Annotated in this window: 20 protein-coding genes and 1 other RNA gene; 11 read left to right on the plus strand and 10 right to left on the minus strand. The window is 59.8% G+C overall.

Annotation, left to right across the window (positions count from 1 at the left end):
• Positions 1-2 precede the first annotated feature (2 nt).
• From ACZ1HJ_RS15205 to ACZ1HJ_RS15215, 3 genes are all read right to left on the minus strand, one after another.
• Positions 3-1472: a carboxypeptidase M32 gene (locus tag ACZ1HJ_RS15205; RefSeq protein ID WP_472719494.1), complete on the minus strand. Its 1470-nt coding sequence runs from the start codon at positions 1470-1472 to the stop codon at positions 3-5.
• A 1-nt stretch (position 1473) separates the two neighbouring features.
• Entirely contained in the window at positions 1474-2613 is a 1140-nt protein-coding gene (ctaA, locus tag ACZ1HJ_RS15210; RefSeq protein WP_472719495.1) for a heme A synthase, read from the minus strand.
• 68 nt (positions 2614-2681) lie between these two features.
• Positions 2682-3422: an RNA methyltransferase gene (locus ACZ1HJ_RS15215; RefSeq protein ID WP_472719496.1), complete on the minus strand. Its 741-nt coding sequence runs from the start codon at positions 3420-3422 to the stop codon at positions 2682-2684.
• 113 nt (positions 3423-3535) lie between these two features.
• Between ACZ1HJ_RS15215 and ACZ1HJ_RS15220 the strand changes: the two genes are divergently transcribed.
• On the plus strand, positions 3536-3865 hold the full coding sequence (locus tag ACZ1HJ_RS15220; RefSeq protein ID WP_472719497.1) for a TfoX/Sxy family protein: 330 nt from the start codon (positions 3536-3538) through the stop codon (positions 3863-3865).
• A 71-nt stretch (positions 3866-3936) separates the two neighbouring features.
• On the plus strand, positions 3937-4557 hold the full coding sequence (locus tag ACZ1HJ_RS15225) for a thiamine phosphate synthase (RefSeq protein ID WP_472719498.1): 621 nt from the start codon (positions 3937-3939) through the stop codon (positions 4555-4557).
• Here the strand turns inward: ACZ1HJ_RS15225 and ACZ1HJ_RS15230 are convergent.
• On the minus strand, positions 4554-6287 hold the full coding sequence (locus tag ACZ1HJ_RS15230) for an ankyrin repeat domain-containing protein (protein WP_472719499.1): 1734 nt from the start codon (positions 6285-6287) through the stop codon (positions 4554-4556). The genes ACZ1HJ_RS15225 and ACZ1HJ_RS15230 overlap by 4 nt on opposite strands.
• Positions 6288-6503: 216 nt before the next feature.
• On the opposite strand from ACZ1HJ_RS15230, the gene ssrA reads away from it, so the two are divergent.
• The 8 genes from ssrA to ACZ1HJ_RS15270 all read left to right on the plus strand — a co-directional run bounded on the left by ssrA (position 6504) and on the right by ACZ1HJ_RS15270 (position 11985).
• Positions 6504-6856, plus strand: a transfer-messenger RNA (tmRNA) gene (gene ssrA, locus ACZ1HJ_RS15235).
• A gap of 92 nt (positions 6857-6948) precedes the next feature.
• Positions 6949-7386: an ester cyclase gene (locus ACZ1HJ_RS15240; RefSeq protein WP_472719500.1), complete on the plus strand. Its 438-nt coding sequence runs from the start codon at positions 6949-6951 to the stop codon at positions 7384-7386.
• Positions 7387-7498: 112 nt separating this feature from the next.
• Positions 7499-8311 (plus strand): chromate resistance protein ChrB domain-containing protein, encoded by an 813-nt coding sequence (locus ACZ1HJ_RS15245; RefSeq protein ID WP_472719501.1) that lies wholly within the window; start codon positions 7499-7501, stop codon positions 8309-8311.
• A gap of 4 nt (positions 8312-8315) precedes the next feature.
• Positions 8316-9569, plus strand: coding sequence for a chromate efflux transporter (gene chrA / locus ACZ1HJ_RS15250; RefSeq protein ID WP_472719502.1), 1254 nt, complete (start codon positions 8316-8318; stop codon positions 9567-9569).
• A gap of 72 nt (positions 9570-9641) precedes the next feature.
• Complete coding sequence (locus ACZ1HJ_RS15255) at positions 9642-10109, plus strand: SspB family protein (RefSeq protein ID WP_472719503.1); 468 nt, start codon at positions 9642-9644, stop codon at positions 10107-10109.
• Between the two features lie 96 nt (positions 10110-10205).
• On the plus strand, positions 10206-11597 hold the full coding sequence (fumC, locus tag ACZ1HJ_RS15260) for a class II fumarate hydratase (protein WP_472719504.1): 1392 nt from the start codon (positions 10206-10208) through the stop codon (positions 11595-11597).
• Complete coding sequence (locus ACZ1HJ_RS15265; RefSeq protein ID WP_472719505.1) at positions 11597-11773, plus strand: DUF4169 family protein; 177 nt, start codon at positions 11597-11599, stop codon at positions 11771-11773. The genes fumC and ACZ1HJ_RS15265 overlap by 1 nt, the downstream gene beginning before the upstream one ends.
• Complete coding sequence (locus ACZ1HJ_RS15270; RefSeq protein WP_472719506.1) at positions 11770-11985, plus strand: ribbon-helix-helix domain-containing protein; 216 nt, start codon at positions 11770-11772, stop codon at positions 11983-11985. The genes ACZ1HJ_RS15265 and ACZ1HJ_RS15270 overlap by 4 nt, the downstream gene beginning before the upstream one ends.
• 2 nt (positions 11986-11987) lie before the next feature.
• Here ACZ1HJ_RS15270 and ACZ1HJ_RS15275 read toward each other — a convergent pair whose 3' ends face one another.
• The 3 genes from ACZ1HJ_RS15275 to ACZ1HJ_RS15285 are packed head-to-tail and all read right to left on the minus strand — an operon-like array spanning position 11988 to position 15367.
• Entirely contained in the window at positions 11988-13349 is a 1362-nt protein-coding gene (locus tag ACZ1HJ_RS15275) for a cytochrome P450 (protein WP_472719507.1), read from the minus strand.
• Complete coding sequence (locus ACZ1HJ_RS15280) at positions 13346-14575, minus strand: hypothetical protein (protein WP_472719508.1); 1230 nt, start codon at positions 14573-14575, stop codon at positions 13346-13348. Before ACZ1HJ_RS15280 ends, ACZ1HJ_RS15275 begins: the two co-directional genes overlap by 4 nt.
• 39 nt (positions 14576-14614) lie before the next feature.
• Positions 14615-15367: a cytochrome c biogenesis CcdA family protein gene (locus ACZ1HJ_RS15285; protein ID WP_472719509.1), complete on the minus strand. Its 753-nt coding sequence runs from the start codon at positions 15365-15367 to the stop codon at positions 14615-14617.
• Between the two features lie 92 nt (positions 15368-15459).
• Between ACZ1HJ_RS15285 and ACZ1HJ_RS15290 the strand changes: the two genes are divergently transcribed.
• Positions 15460-15687 (plus strand): sulfurtransferase TusA family protein, encoded by a 228-nt coding sequence (locus ACZ1HJ_RS15290; RefSeq protein WP_472719510.1) that lies wholly within the window; start codon positions 15460-15462, stop codon positions 15685-15687.
• Positions 15688-15750: 63 nt separating this feature from the next.
• Here ACZ1HJ_RS15290 and ACZ1HJ_RS15295 read toward each other — a convergent pair whose 3' ends face one another.
• The 3 genes from ACZ1HJ_RS15295 to ACZ1HJ_RS15305 all read right to left on the minus strand — a co-directional run bounded on the left by ACZ1HJ_RS15295 (position 15751) and on the right by ACZ1HJ_RS15305 (position 22087).
• On the minus strand, positions 15751-18441 hold the full coding sequence (locus ACZ1HJ_RS15295; RefSeq protein WP_472719511.1) for an Rne/Rng family ribonuclease: 2691 nt from the start codon (positions 18439-18441) through the stop codon (positions 15751-15753).
• 544 nt (positions 18442-18985) lie between these two features.
• Positions 18986-20320, minus strand: coding sequence for a sigma-54-dependent transcriptional regulator (locus tag ACZ1HJ_RS15300; protein WP_472719512.1), 1335 nt, complete (start codon positions 20318-20320; stop codon positions 18986-18988).
• Positions 20321-20326: 6 nt separating this feature from the next.
• Positions 20327-22087 (minus strand): sensor histidine kinase, encoded by a 1761-nt coding sequence (locus ACZ1HJ_RS15305; protein WP_472719513.1) that lies wholly within the window; start codon positions 22085-22087, stop codon positions 20327-20329.
• Position 22088: the final 1 nt, after the last annotated feature.

The raw sequence follows: 22088 nt of genomic DNA on the forward strand, positions 1-22088 counted from the left end.
CGTTATTCCGGATAAAGTTCGCCGAATTTATCCTCAAGATATGCCATGAGCGGCGCGGCACTGGGCTCGGCCCCACAGGCGCGGGTGATCACTTCGCGGGGTTCATAGAGCCCGCCATGCTGTTGCACATTTTCGCCCAGCCACGCGGTCGCCGCCGACAAATCACCCGCCACCAATTGCGTATCCAGATCCGGAACCGCCCGGCGCAACGCCTCGTGCAGGCAGCCGGCAAAGACATTGCCCAGGGAATATGTCGGGAAGTACCCAAAGAGCCCCACAGACCAATGCACATCCTGCAAACAGCCCTCTGACGCGCGGGTCACACCATACCCGAAATCAGCCTCAAACCGGTCATTCCAAGCGGCCTCCAAATCAGCGGGTGCCAAATCTCCCGCGATCAACGCGCGCTCCAGATCAAACCGCAGCATGATGTGCAGATTGTATTGCACCTCATCGGACTCCGTGCGGATGAACCCGCGATAGACCCGGTTGACCGTGGCGTAAAAATCATCCTCATCCGCAACGCCCATATCGCCGAAGCGGTCCCGCATTTGCCCGTAGAGCCATCCGCAAAAGGCCCGGCTGCGGCCAAGCTGGTTCTCATAAATCCGGCTCTGGCTTTCATGGACGCCCATCGACACACCGCGCCCCAGAGGCGTCAATGCATAGGCCGGATCGATCCGTTGTTCGTAACAAGCGTGCCCCACCTCGTGGATGGTCGAGTAGAGGCAGTTGAACGGGTCTTCTTCGCTGGTGCGCGTGGTGATGCGCACGTCATCCCCGCTGCCGGAACTGAACGGATGCACCGCCTTGTCGAGGCGTCCGCGCGCCATATCGTACCCAAACAGCCGGGCTACTTCGCGCGCCAGTTTCATCTGCACCTGCGGGTCATAGCTGCCGGTGACCGCAGGGCGTTCCGGATGCGCCAGTGCACGGCGGCGCAGGTCCACCAGACCGGGGCGCATTTCATCGAACATCGCTTGCAACTGCGCGCCGGTGGCACCCGGCTCAAAATCATCCATCAGCGCGTCATAGACATCGCCACCATCCGCCAAGGCATGACCTTCCTCGCGTTTGAGGTCGACCACTTCCTGCAATACGGGCCGGAACGCCTTGAAATCATCGTTGCCGCGCGCCTCTGCCCAGTCTCCCTGGGCCCGGCTGACCAGTTTAGCCAGTGCCGTGGCCAGATCGGCCGGAACGCGGGTGTTGCGTTCATAACTGTGACGTATCAAGCGCAGCTGTGATGCCCCGGCCTGATCCGGGGCCTCCGCCGCCTCCAGCCAGTCGCCGACGCGCGGATCGGTCCGGCGGGCATGGATCACGGCCTCCAGCGCACCGCTTTCCTCGGCCCGTTGTTGCGCTGCACCGCGCGGCATCATGGTTTCCTGATCCCAACTAAGGCGTCCGGCAATCTGGCTCAGCGCTTCGGTCTCGCGCTGATGCGCCATCAACTCTTCGAATGCACTCACGTCATGTTCCCCGAATGGATTGTGTCTGTGGATAAAGGCTCAGGAACCGCGCCCGCAGGATCAGCACCCAAAGGGCCACCGCCAAAAGCTGATGCACAATCGCCACCTGCCAGGGCGCGCCGTAAAGCACGGTCATGATGCCCAAAACGATCTGCGCCAGCAGCGCGATGAACGCCGCCTTGAAGGCTACGCGCGTCGCGCCGTTGGCACTCCGCCTGCCGCGCAGGAAAACGACCACGGAAAAGGCCAGCAACAGATAGCCGGTAATCCGGTGGATGAATTGCACCAGCCCTGGGTTTTCAAAGAAGTTCCGCCAGCCCAATTCGGCGATCCAGATCGTTGGCGGCAGGATTTGCCCACCCATCAGCGGCCAATCGGTATAGCTGCGCCCGGCATCGATGCCCGCCACCAATGCACCGATCAGAATTTGCAGGAAGGCAAAATGCAGCCAGCCCGTGGACATGCCATATAGCTTGGCCTCTTTGCCGCGCCGCGCCTGCATCAATTCGCGTTCTTCGCGGCCCAGCATGAACACATACCAGGAAATGAAGCCCAGGATCACAAAGGCAAGACCCAGATGCACCGCCAAGCGATAGCTGGCAACATCGGTCATGCCCGCGCCCAGCCCCGAGGCCACCATCCACCAACCAATCGCGCCTTGCAGGCCGCCCAGACCCCCCAGCATCGCCAGCCGTCCGGTCCAGCCGGTGGGGATTTTCTTGGTCACAAGGAAGAAGAGGAACCCGACAGCCCAGACAAGGCCGATTACACGGCCCAATTGCCTGTGGCCCCATTCCCACCAGTAAATCCGTTTGAAATCGCTGAGTTCCATCCAGCTGTTTTGCACCTGAAACTCGGGAATTTCCTTGTATTTGGCAAATTCACTGTCCCAATCCGCAGCACTCATGGGCGGCAGTGCACCGGTCACCGGCTTCCATTCGGTGATGCTGAGCCCGCTATCGGTCAGGCGTGTCAGCCCACCCACGGCAATCATGATCACAACCAGCGCAAAGAGCACCATCAGCCACGCGCGGATGGCACCACGTGCCCCACCCCGGCCCTGATCGATCATGCCGGTCTTGGGTGTGTCGCGCACGGGCGCATCGCCAACCTCTTCGAAAATACTGCGCTTGCCGCTCATCCTGCCGTCGTCCTTCTTTCTTCTGGGCAGAGCCTAGTGCGCCCCTGCCCCCCTTCAAGCGCTGGTGCTCAGCGATTTTTCCAGCGGACCATCTGCCGCAGCACGCCGTGCAGCATTTGCACATCCGCGCGCGTAAGCGGCATCCGGCTCCACATGTTGCGCAGGTTGATCTTCATGCCCTCGGACTTTGCCTCGGGGAAGAAAAAACCGGCCTCGCTCAGGCGCGCCTCGTAATGCTCCGACAGCTTTTCAATCTCGATCTGCTCGGCCCATTCCGTCTTGGCCATATCGACCCGCTCATGGGTCACGTCGCCTTGCGCGCGCTGCCATTCATAGGCCGTCAAGAGCACGCACTGCGCCAAGTTCAGCGAGGCAAATTCCGGATTGACCGGCACGTTGATGATCGCATTGGCCCGCGCGATATCGTCGTTTTCAAGCCCTGCGCGTTCCGGCCCAAAAAGCACCGCCACCTTTTCCCCGCCTGCGATCTTCTCCGCCGCGATCTGCATCGCGCGTTCGGGGCTGAGAACAGGCTTCGTCAAACCCCGCGCGCGCGCCGTGGTGGCCATCACGTAATGACAATCCTCCAGTGCTTCAGGCACATCCGCACAAAGCCGCGCCTCATCCAAGAGCCGCCCGGCCCCGCTCGCCATGGCCACCGCATTGGGATTGGGCCAGCCATCGCGTGGTGCAACAACCCGCATCCGGTCCAGCCCGAAATTCCACATCGCCCGCGCGGCCGCACCGATGTTTTCGCCCATCTGCGGGCGCACCAGCACAAAGGCGGGTTGTGGGCGGTCTGTTGGCATCTCTGGCATTCCTTTTGCGTTCCCGCCTCATAGGACAAAGCCCGGATCAGGAAAAGCCCCGCCTCTTGCCTCGCCGCACGAAACACCCTCAAATGCGCTACGGGAGGTGCCAAATGGCCTATGACGAAGGACTGGCCGAGCTTATGCGTGGCGAGCTGGGTGATCTGCCCGGCCTTACGGAGAAAAAGATGTTCGGCGGCATGGCATTCCTGCAGCATGGCAACATGATCTGCGGCGTGCATACGGACGGAGCGATGTTCCGTGTTGGCAGGGAGAGCGAGGCCACAGCCCTGACGCTGGACGGTGTTGCGCCCTTGGCCTTTACCGGGCGCAAGATGGGCGGCATGGTTGAGGTCGATGACGACGCCATGGCCGACGATGACATCCGGCGGCGCCTGATTGATCTGGCCCTCGGATTTGTTGCCACGCTTCCGCCCAAGTAAGCGCCATCACACATAGACCGGGGCGATATTCCACGCTATAGGGGCGCAAATCAGTGCAGGAGTGCGCACATATGGCCGACCCCGAGCAGCCGCAGATATACCTGATCACGCCGCCCGAATTGGAGCTGAGCCGGTTTCCCGATCAATTGGCCGCCGTGTTGGACGCGCAAGACGTGGCCTGCGTGCGCCTGAGCCTTGCCAGCAGTGACGAAGACCGGATTACGCGGGCCGCCGATGCCTGTCGCGAGGTGACCCATGCCCGCGACGTGGCGCTGGTGATCGACACGCATCTGATGCTGGTCGAACGCCTTGGGCTGGACGGCGTGCACCTGACCGATGGCGCGCGTTCGGTGCGGGCCGCGCGCAAGGAACTGGGCGCGGATGCCATTGTGGGCAGTTTCTGCGGCACTTCGCGACACGAGGGCATGAATGCCGGCGAATCCGGGGCCGACTACATCAGCTTTGGTCCGGTCGGCGCCTCCGCCCTTGGGGATGGCAAACAGGCCGATGCGGATCTTTTTGACTGGTGGAGCCAGATGATCGAACTGCCCGTGGTGGCCGAAGGCCATCTGGACGAGAAGACCATCCGCACCCTCGCCCCGATCACCGATTTCTTCGGCATCGGGGACGAGATTTGGCGCACGGACGACCCGGCACAGGCCCTGACTGCGCTTGTCAGCGCGATGTCTTAACGCGCCCCTGCGGCGGCCAACAACGCCTTGACCGCATCGCCCGCGTCCTGCTCCGCGACCGAGTGGAGGGACATGCCGCTGTCGCTGACCACGTCGGTTTCGGCACCTTGATCCAGTAAATACTGCACCACATCCGCGCGATCCGCCGCCACGGCAAAGACAAGCGGCGTTGTCCATGCATTCTCCGGCAGCTCCTGATCCGGAAAGTATGTGCCAAAACGCTGGTTGATGCGGGCGGGATCCTCGGCCAGACGCTTTTGGATCTGAGGAAGGTTACCCCGCACCGCCGCGGTGAAAATATCCATCTCCTGCGCGTCCAAAAACGCGATCATCTCGTCCTTACCGGCATGCATCGCGTACCCCATTGGTGTGCTGTAGTAATTCACATCCCGGATTGTCGGGTCCGCACCGGCATCAAGCAAAATCCGCGCGATTTCGACATCGCCCCGGAACGCCGCTTCATGCAACGCGGTATTGCCGCTCCTGCCGTTGACGTCAAACCCAAGCGCGATCATCGTTTTCACCGCCGCCTGGTTCTGTTTCTTGGCCGCGTCCTGGAGCAGGTTCACCTGCCGCTCCCTTGAGATCAGGCTTTCGTTGGCCGCCAGCATCGCCCGCGCCGTTTCCAGATCGCCATTGAAACACGCCACTTCGAACTGATCCTCGGCCGAAAGACCCGTGGTATCCGCCCCCGCCTTTTCGAGGATCTCGGCAATCGCGTCTTCGCCCATCAGAAGGGCCGCCTGATACGGCGTCTTGCCCTTTGTGCGGGTATCGTAGCTGTCATCCGGCCTTTCCAGATCAACGCCATGATCCACCAGCAATTGCGCCCGTTCCGGATAACCGCGATGAATGGACTGGATCAGATGGAAATGCATGGTTTCACTTGGATGCGGCGTAAATGTATCGTCTTCCACCAAATACCAGTTGCTCTTGTCCTTGGCGCTTAGCCCATATTCCAACAGCAGTTCAAAACAGGTGTTGTCCGGCTCAAAACACCGGTTATACGCTGCCTGACTGTCATTCGGATTGGCACCGCGCTCCAGCATCGCGCGGGCAAATGCTACGTAATCGGGATGTTCTGGCTGGTTGACCGGCCCACCCTCGCCCTGGCCAAAGACACCTGTGAGCGCGGTAAATTTATACTGCCCGCCCCACATGTAATAGGCGTTCGGGTCTGCGCCCCGCTCAAGCAGGCGCAAGCCAGCCGCCAGCGTCGAGGCACCGGGAAGCCGCGCATAGGCCGCATACATCAGCGGTGACCAATCAAAATAACCGCCCCGCTTATTAACAAGGCTCGGGTCGCGCTCCAGCAAGCGATCGATCAAGGCGACATCGCCAATCGCCGCTGCCGTATAGATGCTGGTCTCGGCAATCTCCGGATTGGCCTTCAGCAGTTCCGCCGCCTGCTCAAAACGTTTCGGTCCAAAATCGGGCTCATTGCCATAAACCAACGTGACCAGATCAAGAAACCGATTGGCCAGTTGATCCGCGCCTTCGTCCGCCACGCCGTCCACATGGCGTTTGAGGCGGGTCCAGCTGGAAAACCCATGCGACCGCGCAATCACCAACTGCGCCTGTTGCAAGCCGATTTTGGCCGGATCGCCAAAATACGGGCCCACCTGCGCCAAGGCATCGGGGTCACCGGCCTTGACCGCCTTGAGCAGCGATTTGGCACGTTTCCTGAGGTTTTCGAAAGATGGGTTCGCGGGAAGTGGGGTGATCGCCATGATCGACCTCCTTTCAATGCGTCCGGTATCCGCGCCCTCGGACCTGAAAGAAGGGTCAAAAGGTAGTCAAAGTCATTATTCAGACAGGCTTGGCCCTTCCCGCGGATCGGATGCCCTCTGACAGGCAACCATAGCTTGGCATGGCCAAGGCACTTCCATCAAGACAATTTGTCAAAACCGCCTGAAACCCATGAAAACGCCCGATTTTCCCTTTCCCGTCTTTGCAAATCCCCGCGCACTGACTATATATGGATCGTCCTTCGGGACTATGGACATAAACGCGCTCGTAATAAGCGGATCGGACCCGGGGGCGGTACCCGGCGACTCCACCAAATTCCCTTTCATTTGAAGGGCTTAGGGGTCGAAATAGGATCGACGAACGTCTAAAGGGGTTATGCTTTGTCCCGGTGAGGTACCACCGTTATCGGTCCGAACAGTACAATTGCAAATGACAATCGTGCTCCGGTAGCTCTTGCTGCGTAAGCAGTCGGAAAAACCGAAACTTTAAGCCCTAGCCTCTAGCCAGGTTAGGCGGGGTTCGCAGGCACCTGGCAACAGAAGCCTGCACTTTCACTCCATTTTCGCGCCCAAATCCCGCATTCTTTGAAAAGTTGTGCGGATGCTTTACGCTGCCCCCATGGTTGAAATTTTGGGGGACGTCATGGATAAACGCGAATTGCTGGAAACATGGTATCGCAGGGTCTGGCTTGAGGAAGACCTTGGCGCCATTGATGAATTGCTGGCCAACAAGGCCCCGATCCAGGGGTTGGAGAAATCTCCTCATGTGGGGCCCGCGGATTTCAAGGTCTTCACCCAAGCCATGCTGCGGCATATCAAGGAAACCCGGATCACCATCGATGACTACATGGAATCCGGCGATCAGGTCTCGGTTCTGATGAATGTGCAGGCCAAGTGCCGTAAGACCGACAAACCCGTGCAGATGTTTGGACTGGCCATGTGCCGGATCTCTGAGGGCCAGATCAAGCACGCCTATAACTACGCTGATTTCATTGGATTATTTGAACAACTGGGCGTACTGCCGCCAGACGCGATGCATGGGTGCCTGTGCGGCGAAAAACTGACGGCGGCGGAAAATTAATTGACTTGAACCTGCGCCCACGGCACAAATCCGGCATGGGGTAACACGCGACATCCCCGTGAGGCGTCAGCCCAAAGTCGCATCCTGGACCACTTGACCCGAAGGATGTGCCATGCCTGCGCCTAATGAGATTACACCCGCCCAATTGCTGCGCCTGATCGGAATCCCCGATTGCCCCGCGATTGTAGATATTTGCATTGAGCCTGATCATCAGGATGATCCCTACCTGATCCCCGGATCGTTTCGACACCCACACACGGATATTCCCGGACTTATCAAACGGTTGGACGGCAAGGCTTGTGTAATTATCTGCCAAAAGGGCATCAAGCTGAGCCAGGGCTTGGTCGCATGGCTGCGCAGCGAAGGGATTTCGGCTGAATACCTCTCGGGCGGCATGTTTGGCTGGCGCGACACGCCCGGTGCGCCGCGTATTCCTGCGGCCAGCCTGCCCAATCCTGTGGGCGGGAGCACGCTATGGGTCACGCGGCACCGGCCCAAGGTCGATCGCATCGCCTGTCCCTGGTTGATCCGGCGGTTCATTGACCCAAGCGCCCGGTTCCTCTTTGTCTCACCCGCTGAGGTCGCCGGCGTGGCCGAGCGCTACGGTGCCACGCCCTTCGACGTGCCTGACGTGTTTTTGTCACATCGCGGTGAGATGTGTAGCTTTGACACCATACTCGAGGAATTCAGCCTGCAAACTGACGCCCTGATGCGCCTTGCCACGGTGGTGCGCGGCGCGGATACGAACCGCCATGACCTTGCCCCGCAAGCCGCGGGTCTTCTGGCGCTGTCCGTAGGGCTTTCACGGCAATACCGGGACGATCAGGCACAGCTGACTGCCGGCATGGCGCTTTACGATGCGCTCTACCGATGGGCACGTGACGGGTTTGAGGAAGGCCACGACTGGCCCACGGAAAAGGCCTGATGCGATGACGCAGCCTAACCTGTCGCAGCTTTTCCCCGTGTTCGGTCGGATTGGCCTTTTATCCTTTGGCGGGCCCGCCGCACAGATTTCCCTGATGCACACCGAACTGGTTGATCGGCATAAGTGGCTCGGGGAACAACAATTCCTCGGCGCCTTGTCCTTTTGCATGCTGCTGCCTGGCCCCGAAGCGATGCAGCTTGCCACCTATGCCGGATGGCGCTTGCAGGGCATTCTGGGCGGATTGTTGGCCGGGTTGCTCTTTGTTCTGCCCGGCGCAGCAGTGATCCTCTTTCTGGCGCTTGGTTACGCGTATTTCGGCGATCTGCCATTGGTACAGGCGGTCTTTCTGGGCATTCAGGCCGCCGTGATCGCGATTGTGTTTCACGCCCTCCTGAACCTCTCGCGCAAGGCCCTGAAAGGATGGGACAGCTGGCTTCTGGCGCTCATGGGCTTTGTCGCAATCTTCTTTTTCTCGGTCCCCTTCCCGCTGATCATCGCAGCCGCCGCACTTTGGGGATATCTCGCAACGCGCCACGACCCGATTGAGACCCCGTCATCCGCAGTCGCAACCGTCGCACTCACGGACACATTCCGAACCGTGTTGGTTTGGGGTGCAGTCTGGCTGACCCCACTCATCCTCCTCTGGCTCTCCGGGGCGACGTTTCTGGTCGAGCTGGGTGTCTTTTTCAGCAAACTGGCGGTGGTCACATTCGGCGGGGCCTACGCCGTGCTGGCCTACATGACCCAAGCTGTCGTCGACACCAAGGGCTGGCTGAGTACCGAACAGATGATCGATGCGCTTGGTCTTGCCGAAACCACCCCCGGCCCCTTGATCCTTGTAACGGAATTCGTGGGCCTTCTGGCAGGATTTCAAAAGGGCGGCGTTGCGCTGGCGCTGGCCGCCGGGGCCGTGACCCTGTGGGTGACATTTGCACCGTGTTTCCTGTGGATTTTTGCCGGGGCGCCTTATGTCGACAGCATCCTTGCCAGGCCCCGCCTCAAAGGCGCACTGGCCGCAATATCCGCCGCCGTTGTCGGGGTCATCCTCAACCTTTCGGTCTGGTTTGCAATGCATGTGCTCTTTGGCACTGTGACGCGTGGCCCCTTTGGCCCCCTGCCCGATCTTGCAAGTTTCCTGCCGCTCAGCGCGGCCTTTGTCGGCATCGCCTGTGTTTTGTTTCTGGTTTTACGTCTGCCTATGCTGGTGGTTCTGACAGTGATGGCAGGGATCGCCGGTCTCGCACATCTTTTCGTCTGACACCGCACGATGCAGGTCTTTCGTTTTGCGTCGAATCCCCTATGCTGAAGTGCAAGCAGCTCGGGGAACAAGATGTCTCGCTCGATCGACTATGGAAACCTGATGCACCGGGCCATGCGTGGCCTGATCCAAGACGTTTTGGAAGATGTCCGCGATAATGGCCTGCCCGGGGCGCATCATTTCTTCATCACCTTCGACACCACCCACCCGGATGCAAACCTGGCCGATTGGTTGAAGGAGCGCTACCCCAGTGAAATGACCGTGGTGATGCAGCACTGGTTCGACAATCTGACGGTTACCGATGACGGGTTTTCCGTCACGCTGAATTTCGGCGATGCGCCGGAGAACCTCTACGTGCCCTACGATTCCATCGAAACCTTCGTCGATCCGTCTGTCGAATTTGGCCTCAGGTTCGAGAATCAGGATGACGATGATGCCACTGAGGACGCCCCGGCAGCACCGGTACCCGACGCAGAAGAGCCGGAAGCGGATGAAAAGCCGGAAGCGGATGTGGTCAGCCTCGATAGTTTCCGCAAGTAGCGCGCTGCAACCGCCAGGTCGGTTGTTCCTTTCCCTGTGATTGCACTTTCCGAGATGTCGGGTATGACGGTGCAAACGACTAAGGAGAGCTTTGACATGTCCCAGACCCGCACCGAAACCGACAGTTTTGGACCCCTCGAAGTGCCATCCGACAAATACTGGGGCGCGCAGACGCAACGCTCGATCATGAATTTCCCGATCGGCTGGGAAAAGCAGCCCGTGGCCATCGTACGTGCGCTTGGTGTGATCAAGAAGGCCTGTGCGCAGGCCAATATGGAACTGGGCAAGCTCGACGCAGAGCGCGGCAATGCCATTGTTGAGGCGGCAGGCGAAGTTGTGGCGGGCAAGCTCGATGACAACTTCCCTCTGGTTGTCTGGCAAACCGGTTCCGGCACGCAATCCAACATGAACGCCAATGAGGTGATCGCCAACCGCGCCATTGAAATCCTTGGTGGTCAGATCGGCTCCAAGGACCCCGTGCACCCAAACGATCATTGCAACATGGGGCAATCATCGAACGACACCTTCCCGACGGCCATGCATATCTCTGCCGCGATGACGGCACATGACGTGCTCTTGCCCGGTCTTGCCAAACTGCATGCGGCGCTGGAACAGAAGGTTCAGCAATTCGACGGCATCATCAAGATCGGCCGCACCCACACGCAGGACGCCACGCCGCTGACCCTGAGTCAGGAATTTTCCGGATACAGCCATCAGGTCGCCATGGGAATCGCCCGCGTCAAAGGCGCCCTGGGCCGCATCTATGAACTGGCGCAGGGCGGCACCGCCGTGGGCACCGGCCTCAACACCACCAAGGGCTGGGACAAGATGGTGGCCGCCAATATGGCGGAAATCACCGGGCTGCCCTTTGTAACGGCCCCCAACAAGTTCGAAGCACTTGCCGCCCATGACGCCATGGTTGAAATCTCCGGTGCATTGAAAACCGTGGCCGCGTCGCTCTTCAAGATCGCTAACGACATTCGCCTGCTCGGCTCCGGTCCGCGCTGTGGTCTGGGGGAGCTGGTCCTGCCGGAAAACGAGCCCGGATCATCGATCATGCCAGGTAAGGTTAATCCGACCCAATGCGAGGCGCTGACGCAGGTCTGCGCCCATGTGATGGGCAATGATGCTGCCGTGGGCTTCGCCGGATCCCAGGGGCATTTTGAGCTCAATGTCTACAAACCGATGATGGCCTATAACGTGCTGCAGTCCATGCAGTTGATCGGCGATGCCTGTGCCGCGTTTACCGACAATCTGGTGGACGGCTTGCAAGCGGATGAGACGCGGATCGACAAGCTGATGCGCGAAAGTCTGATGCTGGTCACCGCGCTGGCCCCGGAAATCGGCTATGACAATGCCACCAAGGTCGCCAAGACCGCCCACAAAAACGGCACCACCCTCAAGGAAGAGGCGATTGCCCTCGGGTTTGTGGACGAAGAAACCTTTGACCGCGTGGTGCGCCCTGAAAACATGATCGGGCCCAAGTGATGGCAGAGCCGGTCAACCTGAACCGGTATCGCAAGGCCAAGTCGCGGGCTGATCAGAAGGCGCGCGCTGATGAAAACGTGGCCCGGTTTGGCCGCACGAAGGCGGAAAAAGAGCTGGAAAAGGCGCGCACCGACAAGGCACGCGACGCCATTGACCAGCACAAGCGCGACGAATGAGTGGCCGGCCTGTCAAACGCTCCCTCACCCTGCGCGGTCACCGCACAAGTGTGTCGCTGGAGGATGAGTTCTGGCAGGCCTTTCGCGACATCGCCACGATAAAAGGCAAACCAATCAATGTGTTGGCCGCCGAAATTGATTCGGCCCGTGGTGTGGATATGGGCCTGGCCTCGGCCATTCGCGTCTATGTGCTGAACCACTATCGCGGCTGACATCATCGCGGCGTGACGCGCAGCCAGATCCCGTCTTTGCCCCGCACTGTCAGATGGGCCACGGGCATGGCGGGACGCTCTGTGACAACCTCAAACCGATAAGCCCGCAACAACATCGACAGCAACAGCGGCCCCTCGATCATGGCAAACCCGGCACCGGGGCAGACGCGCTGGCCGGTTGAAAACGGCATATAGGCGTTGCGCAGGCAGTTCTTGCCGTTCTCGGTGCCATAACGCGCGGGATCAAACCCATCCGGATTGTCCCAAAGTCTGTCGTGTCTGTGCAAATGCCAGGGGCTCAGCACAATCTGCGCGCCCTTGGGCACATCGCGGTCGCGTAACCGCTCGGGGCATGCGGCCTCGCGCACCATCATCGGCACCGGCGGGTAAAGCCGGAGTGTTTCGCGAAAGACATCGCGTGAAATGCGCAATTGTGAGAGGTCTGAGAAAGTGAGCGTGTCCGCTATGGCCGCCTCGGCCTCGGTTGCGATCTTGTCCTGCCATTCGGGATAAAGCGCCGCCAGATAAAGCGCCCAGGCCAGGGCTGACGCACTGGTTTCGTGCCCCGCCAGGAAGAATATCGCCACCTGATCGACCATTTCGGCGGTGGTAAACACCTCTCCGGTTTCCGGATCGGGTGTCGTCATGATCTTGGTGGCCAGGTCATCCGGCGCCTCGCCCGTACCAATCGCTTGCATCCGCGCCGCCGTCAAATCGGTGATCAGTTGCCGGATGCGGCGCGCGGTCTCCTTGGTCTTGGCCTTGTGAAACCGTGGGAACCATCGCGGCAGCGGCACGAGCGCGCCCAGATTGACCACCGGTTGTGCGCGCTGGTGATCCTGAAAACAGGTGAACACCTGCGACGCTGTTTCATGCTCGATCGGGATTGAGAAAAGCGTGCGAAAAATCACATCCGCCGCGGCATGGCTGGTCTGCGCCTCAATCTCTTGCGGCGTGCCATCGGCAAGCTCCGCCATGCGGGTCACCGCCGCCTCGCCCGCCTGCCACATCGCGGGAAACGTATCGCGCAGGCGCCCGCCCTCAAAGGCCGGGTCGATGATCCGGCGTTGGCGTTTCCAGACCTCTCCATTGGTCACAAAAACCGAGTTCCCCAAAAGCGGCGTCAGGCCTTCGCGGATGCGGTCAGATTTGGGGAAATCATCGGGACGTTCCTTGAGCACCAGATCAACCAATTCCGGCTGATTACACAGGAATGACCGGAAGAACGGTGTTTTGAATTCCGCCATCCACGCGTGGTAAAGCCGTGCGGGTTGCGCCGAGAGGATATCGCGCCGGAAGAGCCGCAGATATTGCCACATAGACACGCGGCCTTCGCGCGCCGGGGGTTTGGGCGGCAGGGTCATGACGCCGTGCTCTGATGGGGCGAAACGGGTGCCTCGATCCGTGATTTCGACGGGTTTCGCCCCTCAAATCGCGCCCCTAAAGTTATCCGCCCGGCGGTGATCTGGAAGTAGTCATAATCGCCCGGTTGATCAAACGCGCACATGTATTGGAAATGCAGACGGAAAAACCGCCAGCGCAGCTCCTTCCAGCGTGTGGGGCTGAGGGTTTGGGTAAAGGCCGCCGACAGGACCAGCGGCCAGCGCTTCCCCTGGGTGGCCACCCCGCTCACGCTGACCGGATCACAGAGCGCAAAGGCGCAGCCATCACCGGGCGCCGTGACATCTACCCAGGTCAGTTCTTCGCGTTCCGAGAGGTATTGCAGATCCGCCCGCAACCGATGCGCCTCCGGCAGAAATGACACCATCGGTACCACCTGCCCCAGACTGAGGAACGACAGCACCGGTTTGTTACCCTCCGCCCTGCCCGACCGGATCAGATCGGCCAGGATCGACACGCCCAGATGCGCGCCAGAGGAATGGCCGACCACAAGTACCTCTTCCGCGTCTCCCTTTAAGGCCTGTGCAATCTCATTCGTGAACTCAGCCATGCGTGCCTCAAGCTCGGGTGGATTGGCCCCGTTATGCTGCGCGGAATAGGCATAGTCATGCATCAGGTAGTACGCAAAGAGCTTGTTGTCCTTGGCCTTGAACCACCGGAGCAGCATGATCGCCGCAAGGGCGCCCACCCCAAGCGCCAGCATGTGGCCCAATATGCCCAAAATCGGGATCAACATCCCCTTGCCCGCCCAAACAACAACGGACCCCAGAAGAAGCGCCAGCACGAGTTGTACCAGCAGAAAACCGACCGGGTAAAGCGCCGCAATCACCGGCCCCTTGCGCAACCGCATCAGGCGAAAAAGAGCGCCGCTTCGTATATAGATCCACGCGGTGCGCAACATCTGGGCGTAGGTCTGGCTGATGCCCAAATCCATGCTGTCCTGAACGATATCCGACCATACCAGGGTTTGGACATCCGTTACCGTGGCCACGCCATCGATCTGCGCCTCAACGTGCCACCCGAAACGCCCCTGTGCCTGTTGCGGCGACAACGCGATTTCATACCCCGAAATCGCGGCCTGCGCGGCGCTTTCCGTTCGGTAAAGCTCGCGGTAGCGGCGGGGATGGATCGGGTCATAGCCCGGAATGTAGAAGACGTGCCTGCGGCGCACTGTCGGTTCGCTGCTCATGGCCGCGACGTTAGCGCAGGTTTTTGATTTGCGGTAGGTTTATCCGATGCTGGCCAGCGCCGGGAACATTTCCAGGAGCCAGTAGGAAAATGCCGAGAAACCACCGGTGATCATCAGAAGGCCGATGGTCCAGAGCAAAAGCCCCATGACGCGCTCAATCTGTTCCATATGGCGCTTCATCCAAGACATGACGCCGGTCAGGCGCGGCAGGAATGCCGCGACAAGCAAGAATGGCACCCCGAGACCGATGGCATAGATCGCCAAAAGGAACGTGCCACGCGGCACTGAGCCTTCTGAGGCCGCCAGCGAGAGGATGGCGCCCAGTTGCGGACCAATGCAGGGCGTCCAGCCAAAGGCAAAAGCCAGGCCCAGAATATAGGCGCCAAAAGATGATCCGCCGCGATCCCCTGCGTCCATGCGCGCCTCACGGTCCAGAAACCCGATCCGGTAGATGCCAATGAAATGCGCGCCGAAAATCATCACAAGAATGCCCGCGAAGGTATTGAAATAGCTCTGATATTGCAGAAATGTCGATCCGATGGCCGACGCGGCAAAACCCAAAAACAGAAACACCGTCGACAGGCCCATCACGAAGAACAAGGCCGGGACAACCGCCCGTGCGCGTTGGCTGCCGCTGGTGGACAGATCGTTCAACGTCACGCCGCTCATATAGGCCAGATAGGGCGGCACAATAGGCAAGACGCAGGGGCTGAGAAACGAGATGATCCCCGCCATCAGCGCCACGATCATCGCCGGCAACAGGCTGGCATCAATGATTTCTATTCCGAACATGTACCCCACTTAATCAATTCCGTGCGCCGCGTCACGACCCACGTGGTCACAAGATTGTGGACAGTGTGTTACAGGGTGATTATGTGGCGCATATGCAGACGATTGAAATAGATGCCCGGGGGCTGCTCTGCCCCCTACCCGTGCTGAAACTGGCCAAGCGCATGAAGGCGCTTCAACCCGGTGATCACGTGCGCCTTCTGGCCGATGATCCGGCCGCAATCGTGGACGTGCCGCATTATTGCAGCGAGTCGGGCAATGAGCTGATCGAGACCGCCGATCAGGATAGCTGCCAGGCCTATCTGGTACGCAAGACAGGCTGACCATACGGTAATGAAAAACGCGGCACCTTTAGGCACCGCGCTTCATGTCGTTCACTTCTGGAATTACCGGCCTAGAGACCACCACCCCTTGCGTTTTGGCTTGTTAGGGTCCGGTGCCTCTTCGATGACAGGCTCTGGCGCAGGTGCCGGGGCCTCTGCAACCGCCACATCGCCTGCGGGCTCCGCCGCGGCTTCGGCCATTTCTGGCGCAGCTGCGGCCTCAGCCACTTCCGGCTCTTTCTTCTTGGCGCGGGACCGGCGCTTCTTGGGCTTTTCTTCTGCGGCGGGCGCCTCGGCTTCGGCGGGCGCTTCTTCAGGCGCCGCCGGGTTCTCTGTGGCCTCCGCATCCGCTGGCACGGCATCTGCTGCCTTCTTCCGCGGCTTACGGGTGCGTTTGGCCTTGGGCTTGGGCGCATCCTCCTCCGCGGCTTCAGAGGCCTCAGGCGCATTCGCCTCTGCCTGTGGGGCCTCATCCGGCGTCTCCGCGGGTGCAGGTTGATCTTCGGCGCCCTTAGGTTCCGAACCATCCGTCTTGGCGTCAGATTGCGCCTCCGTTTGCCCGTCAGCCTGCATGTCGGTCGATTGATCGTCCCCCGCACCCTCAGTCTTGGACTTCCGGCGGCGGCGACGACGGCGGCGCTTCTTGGGCCGGTTTTCTTCATCCTCAGGCGCCGCGGCGGGCACTTCGGCTTCGTCCACTATTTGCGCCTCATCATCAATGTCATCCATCAATGAACTATCGGCAGAAACCACCGCGGCCGACGCCTCAGGCACCTTGCGCGTGGCGGTTTTGAACTTCTCAATCGCGAAATCCGGGCTGATCAGCATTGGATCACCTTCGATCCGCACCGAAAGCCCGTACCGCGCCTCGATCTGGGCCACGTGTTCGCGCTTCTGGTTCATGATGAAATTGGCGATCCCCACGGGACATTTGACCAAAACCTCACGAGACCGACGACGCACGCCTTCTTCCTCGATTTGACGCAGAATGCTGAGCGCCAGGTTGTCATCCGACCGGATCAAGCCCGTACCGTGACAGGCCTGACAGGGCTGTGTCGTGGCCTCGATCATGCCCGGGCGCAGACGCTGACGCGACATTTCCATCAGGCCAAACCCACTGATCCGGCCCACCTGAATGCGAGCGCGGTCGGTTTTGAGCTTGTCCTTCATCCGCTTTTCAACGGCGGAATTGTTGCGACGCTCATCCATGTCGATGAAGTCGATGACGATCAGACCCGCAAGGTCACGCAGGCGCAACTGGCGCGCCACCTCTTCGGCAGCTTCCAGATTGGTCTTAAGGGCGGTTTCCTCGATCGAGCCTTCTTTGGTGGCACGGCCGGAGTTCACATCAATGGCCACCAGTGCCTCGGTCACGCCGATCACAATATAGCCGCCGGATTTCAACTGCACGGTCGGGTTAAACATGCCGCTCAGGTACGATTCCACCTGATGACGCGCAAAAAGCGGCATCGCGTCGCCGTAATGTTTCACGTTCTTGGCGTGGGACGGCATGATCATCTTCATGAAGTCCTTGGCGATGCGATAGCCGCGCTCGCCTTCGACCAGAACCTCATCAATCTCGCGGTTATAGAGATCGCGGATCGAGCGTTTGATCAGATCACCTTCTTCGTAAATCTTGGCAGGTGCAATGGATTTCAGCGTCAGTTCGCGGATCTGCTCCCACATGCGCTGCAGGTATTCGTAATCGCGCTTGATCTCGGATTTCGTCCGCTTGGCGCCCGCCGTTCGCACAATAAGCCCCGCGCCCTGCGGTACGTCGATCTCATTGGCGATTTCCTTGAGTTTCTTGCGGTCAGCGGCATTGGTGATCTTGCGGCTGATCCCGCCACCCCGGGCGGTGTTCGGCATCAGGACGCAGTAGCGACCGGCAAGCGAGAGATATGTGGTCAGCGCCGCGCCCTTGTTGCCGCGCTCTTCCTTGACGACCTGCACCAGCAGGATCTGACGCACCTTGATGACTTCCTGGATCTTGTAGCGACGCGGGCGCGGTTTGCGCGCGGGCCGGATATCTTCGCTGTCATCCTCGTCGGCAACGGATTCGATGGTTTCATCCTTGGCCGTCGCGTCGGACTTCTTGTCATCGTCATCGTCGTCGTGATCATCATCCTCGGCGGGCTGATCATCATCGGACGCTTTTGCGTCGGTGTCTTCGGCAGATGCAGCCGCCTCGTCACCCGAAGGCTCTGCGACGTCCGGTTGATCATCCAATGGCTCTTCCACCGGCGTTTCCGCCACGGTTTCCATCGGCGACGTGCCTTCATCCGGATCGAGCGCATCATCACCCAGATCAATCGTCTCCATGCCGGAAATTTCGGTATCCGACAGATCAGCCGTCACCACCGCATCGTCAGATTCGGTCTTAGCGGCCTTGGATTTCGAGCGCGAGCGCGAGCGGCGTTTCTTGGGTTTTTCGTCTTCTTCGTCGCGGGCCTTCTGCGCCTCGGCATAGGCGCGCTCTTCTTCCAGAAGCGCTTCGCGATCCGCTACGGGGATCTGGTAGTAATCCGGGTGGATTTCCGAGAAGGCCAGGAAACCATGGCGGTTGCCGCCATAATCTACGAACGCCGCTTGCAGCGACGGCTCGACCCTTGTGACTTTTGCGAGGTAGATATTGCCAGCTAGCTGGCGTTTGTTCTCAGATTCAAAGTCGAACTCCTCAACCTTGTTTCCATCAACCACCACAACCCGAGTTTCCTCGGCGTGGGTGGCGTCGATAAGCATTTTCTTAGCCATTGTGTCCAATTGCATCGCGGCAAGCGCGTCGGCCCCGGTGGGGCGGCGGTTTGCTGGCGATGTCTGATAAGGGCGACTGCGGGCGCGCGTGCCAAACAACTCGAGAGGGCGCCAGTGATGGCCCCTGCTCTGATGTTTTGTTGCCTCGCGCGCTTCATCGCGTTTCTTCTCCGGCACCTTGCGTTGGCGCCATTTAAGGGCCTGCACTTGCCGTTTTGTCGGCGACAGGCATGTATTTGGCCTTGTTTTCCAGGGCCCAATCAGTCTGCTCAGGGTTGCGGTTTTTTCCCGCACGCATCTGACGCAGCGAGATCTCATGCGGCACAGCTCTGATGAGCCAACGCCGTCTTGGTACACTAAAGCGGGAATGCGCCTAATTACAATGGACAAAACGCATGGCCACGCGATTTTAGCGCGTCACATATATAGGATACCCCGGATATTTCGCCGTGTTTTCAAGCATCTCCCCCTGCTCATCACTGAAACGTCCTGCCAGACAGGGTCAGGCAGGACGCGTCAGATCATGGTACAAAGGTGTGTCGCTTCAGAGGTAATCCGAGCGCTGCAATCCGTATTTGGCCATTTTTTCATTCAGCGTCCGACGCGGCAGGCAAAGCTCTTCCATAACGGCGGCGATAGAGCCCTTGTGACGACGCATGGTGTTGTCGATCAGCATGCGCTCAAACGCTTCGACATATTCCTTGAGCGGTTTGCCCTCGGTCGTCATCACCGGCTGCATTTCCTGATGATCCGACATCAGAAGCGACGCGATGGTGCCCGAGCCACGCCGCGCCTGAAGCACGGCCCGTTCGGCCACATTAAAGAGCTGGCGCACATTGCCGGGCCACGGGGCCTGCAGAAGCTGTGCGGCCTCTTGCGCGCTGACCTTAGGCGGCTCACAGCCATAATCATCCGCAAACTGATCTCCGAAACGCGTGAACAGCGTCAGAATATCCTCACCCCGCTGGCGCAGCGGCGGAACGGTGATCCGCAAGCTGGCAAGCCGGTAAAACAGATCGGCCCGCAACGCATCTTCGCAGGTGCGGTCCTGCTCCTGCATGTTGCAGATCGCCACAATACGCGTTTCAGGTGGTGTGCCCTCTTCATTCATGAAGGTCAGCAACCGCGCCTGCGCTGTGTCGGACAGCGCCTCAATATCTTCCAGCACCAATGTGCCGCCGCGGGCCTCTTCGACCGCGGGCAATTGCGTGTCTTCGGGGTTCATCGGGCCAAAGAGGCGCTTCATCAACGCGTCTTCTTCATAGGCCGAGCACGGGATCAGCACGAATTTCTTGCCTGCACGGGCACCCACCGCATGCAGCGCGTGGGCGACAAGCGTCTTGCCGGTGCCGGTCTCACCTTCGATCAGGACGTGCCCATCAGCCTGGCCCAGATCGAGAATATCTTCTTTCAGCCGTTCCATCACCGGGCTGGCACCGATCAGCTTCTTGATCAGTTGGCCACCATCGCTCAGCTCCTTGCGCAGCAGCCGGTTATCGAGCGTCAGACGCCGGGCATTTGCGGCCTTCTTGGCCAGCTCATTCATTCGGTCCGGGTTGAACGGCTTTTCCAGAAAATCATAAGCACCGATGCGCATCGCCTCGACGGCCATGGGCACATCGCCGTGGCCGGTGATCATGATCACCGGAAGTGAACTGTCGGACCCCATCAGTTTTTTCAAAAACTGCATACCGTCCATGCCGGGCATCTTGATGTCGGTTACCACGATGCCGGGATATTCCGGCCCCAGCTTTTTCAGCGCGTCTTCGGCGCTGGCAAAGGCTTCGGTGTCATATCCGGACAATGCCAGCCACTGGCTGATGGACTGGCGCATGTCTTTTTCGTCGTCGACGATCGCGATTTTCATTGCACTTGGCATATCAGGTCACTCCGCTGCACGGGTCTCTTCTGGCAATATGGGGAGCTGCATTTCAAATACAGCCCCACCGGCCGCACCATTACGGGCGGTCAGCCGGCCCCCAAGGTCGTTCACGATCCCTGAGGAAATGGCAAGGCCCAGGCCCACGCCATCACCTGGCTGCTTGGTAGTATAGAACGGTTCAAACAGATTGTCGTGGTCGGTGATGCCCGGCCCGTTATCCCGCACGGTCAACGTCGCGGTCTCGCCCGACACCAGCAGAATTTCGACCTTGGGGTCATCCACGGCCTCGGTGGCGTCCAGCGCGTTGCGCAACAGGTTGATCATCACCTGTTCAATCCGCACCCTGTCGCCCATGACCTGCACCGGATGATCCGGCAGGGCACGTTCGATCGTGACATGGCGCTGGCGCAGCTGCGGCTCCATCATCGCAAGCGCCGAGGCCAGCGCATCGCCCATGTTTACAGGCTCCATCGCATCGCTGTTATGGCGCGCATAGGACTTCAATTGCTTAGTAATTGCGCCCATCCGCTCGATCAGATCGTCAATCCGCTGGAACGATGACAGGGATTCCTCGGGCCGGTTACGCTGCAACAACAACCGCGCACCGGCGAGGTAGGTTTTCATCGCCGCAAGCGGCTGATTGAGCTCGTGGCTGACCGCGGCGGACATCTCGCCCAACGCGGCCAGTTTCGAGCTCTGCGCAAGCGTTTGTTCGGCCACGGCGAGGTTTTCCTGCACCCTTTCACGCTCGGCGATTTCCCGCTGGAGCCGTGCGTTCAATGCGCGAAGCTCTGCCGATTCACGCTGGAACAGCACCATGCGCAACGCCGTCTTGCGGTTCAGGAAATAGAAGGCCAGCGCCAGAAGAATCGCGAAAACCATGATTTCGAGCGCAAGGAAGCTGTTCACCTTTTCCCGGACACTATTGTAGGTTGTAAAACTGGCGATCCGCCACCCGCGGAAGGCCACGCGGCCCTCGACCCGCATCACCGCTTCGCCCTGCAGATAGGCATCGGCGGGCAGCGTGGTCCAATCCTGCGTGGCCTGAATTGCGCGTTCAATCGCGTTGTTGACCGGTTGACGTGCCAAGGCACTGGCCTCATTGAGGCCGCGCCATCGCGGCTCAGTCGACAGGATAATCTGGCCCTCGCTATCGGTCACCAGAACGGCATCTGATATACCCGACCAGGCGCGTTCATATTTCGCCAGATCCACCTCGACGACGATCACACCGATAAGCTGGTTCTGGCTTTCGATGCGGCGTGAATAGTAAAAGAGATTGGAGCCAACCTCGCCCTCAAGCACCGAAAACACCGTGTCCGAGGACCGGAGCGCATCCACAAAATAAGGGGCCTGAGGATGGTTTTCACCAAGCGTGTTGCGATCCGTCGACGCCACCGTGCGCCCGTCTTTGTCGAGCAGTGTCAGCGTCTTGGCGCCAATTTCCTCAACAAAACTGATCAGGCGCGCCGTTGATTGCGTGTAATCGCCGGAATTCAGCGCCACGATCAACGCCGGATCGCGCGCAAGCAGTTGCGGCACAATCGCGTTCTGGCGCAGCTCCGACAGCAAGTTCCCGCTGTAGAGCACCAAGCGCAACTCCGCCCGGTTCCGGGTGTTTTCCGTGAACCGGTCAGTCAGCAGACGGTTGGTCACAAACACAATCGCAATCGCCACGGCCATCAACAGCAACAACGACCCACGCGCGCGCCAACTCAGCGTGCGTGGCCGGTTGACCGGATCCGTGTCTGCAGTGCGTTTCATG

The organism is Roseovarius sp. JB2-10 (assembly GCF_055693585.1).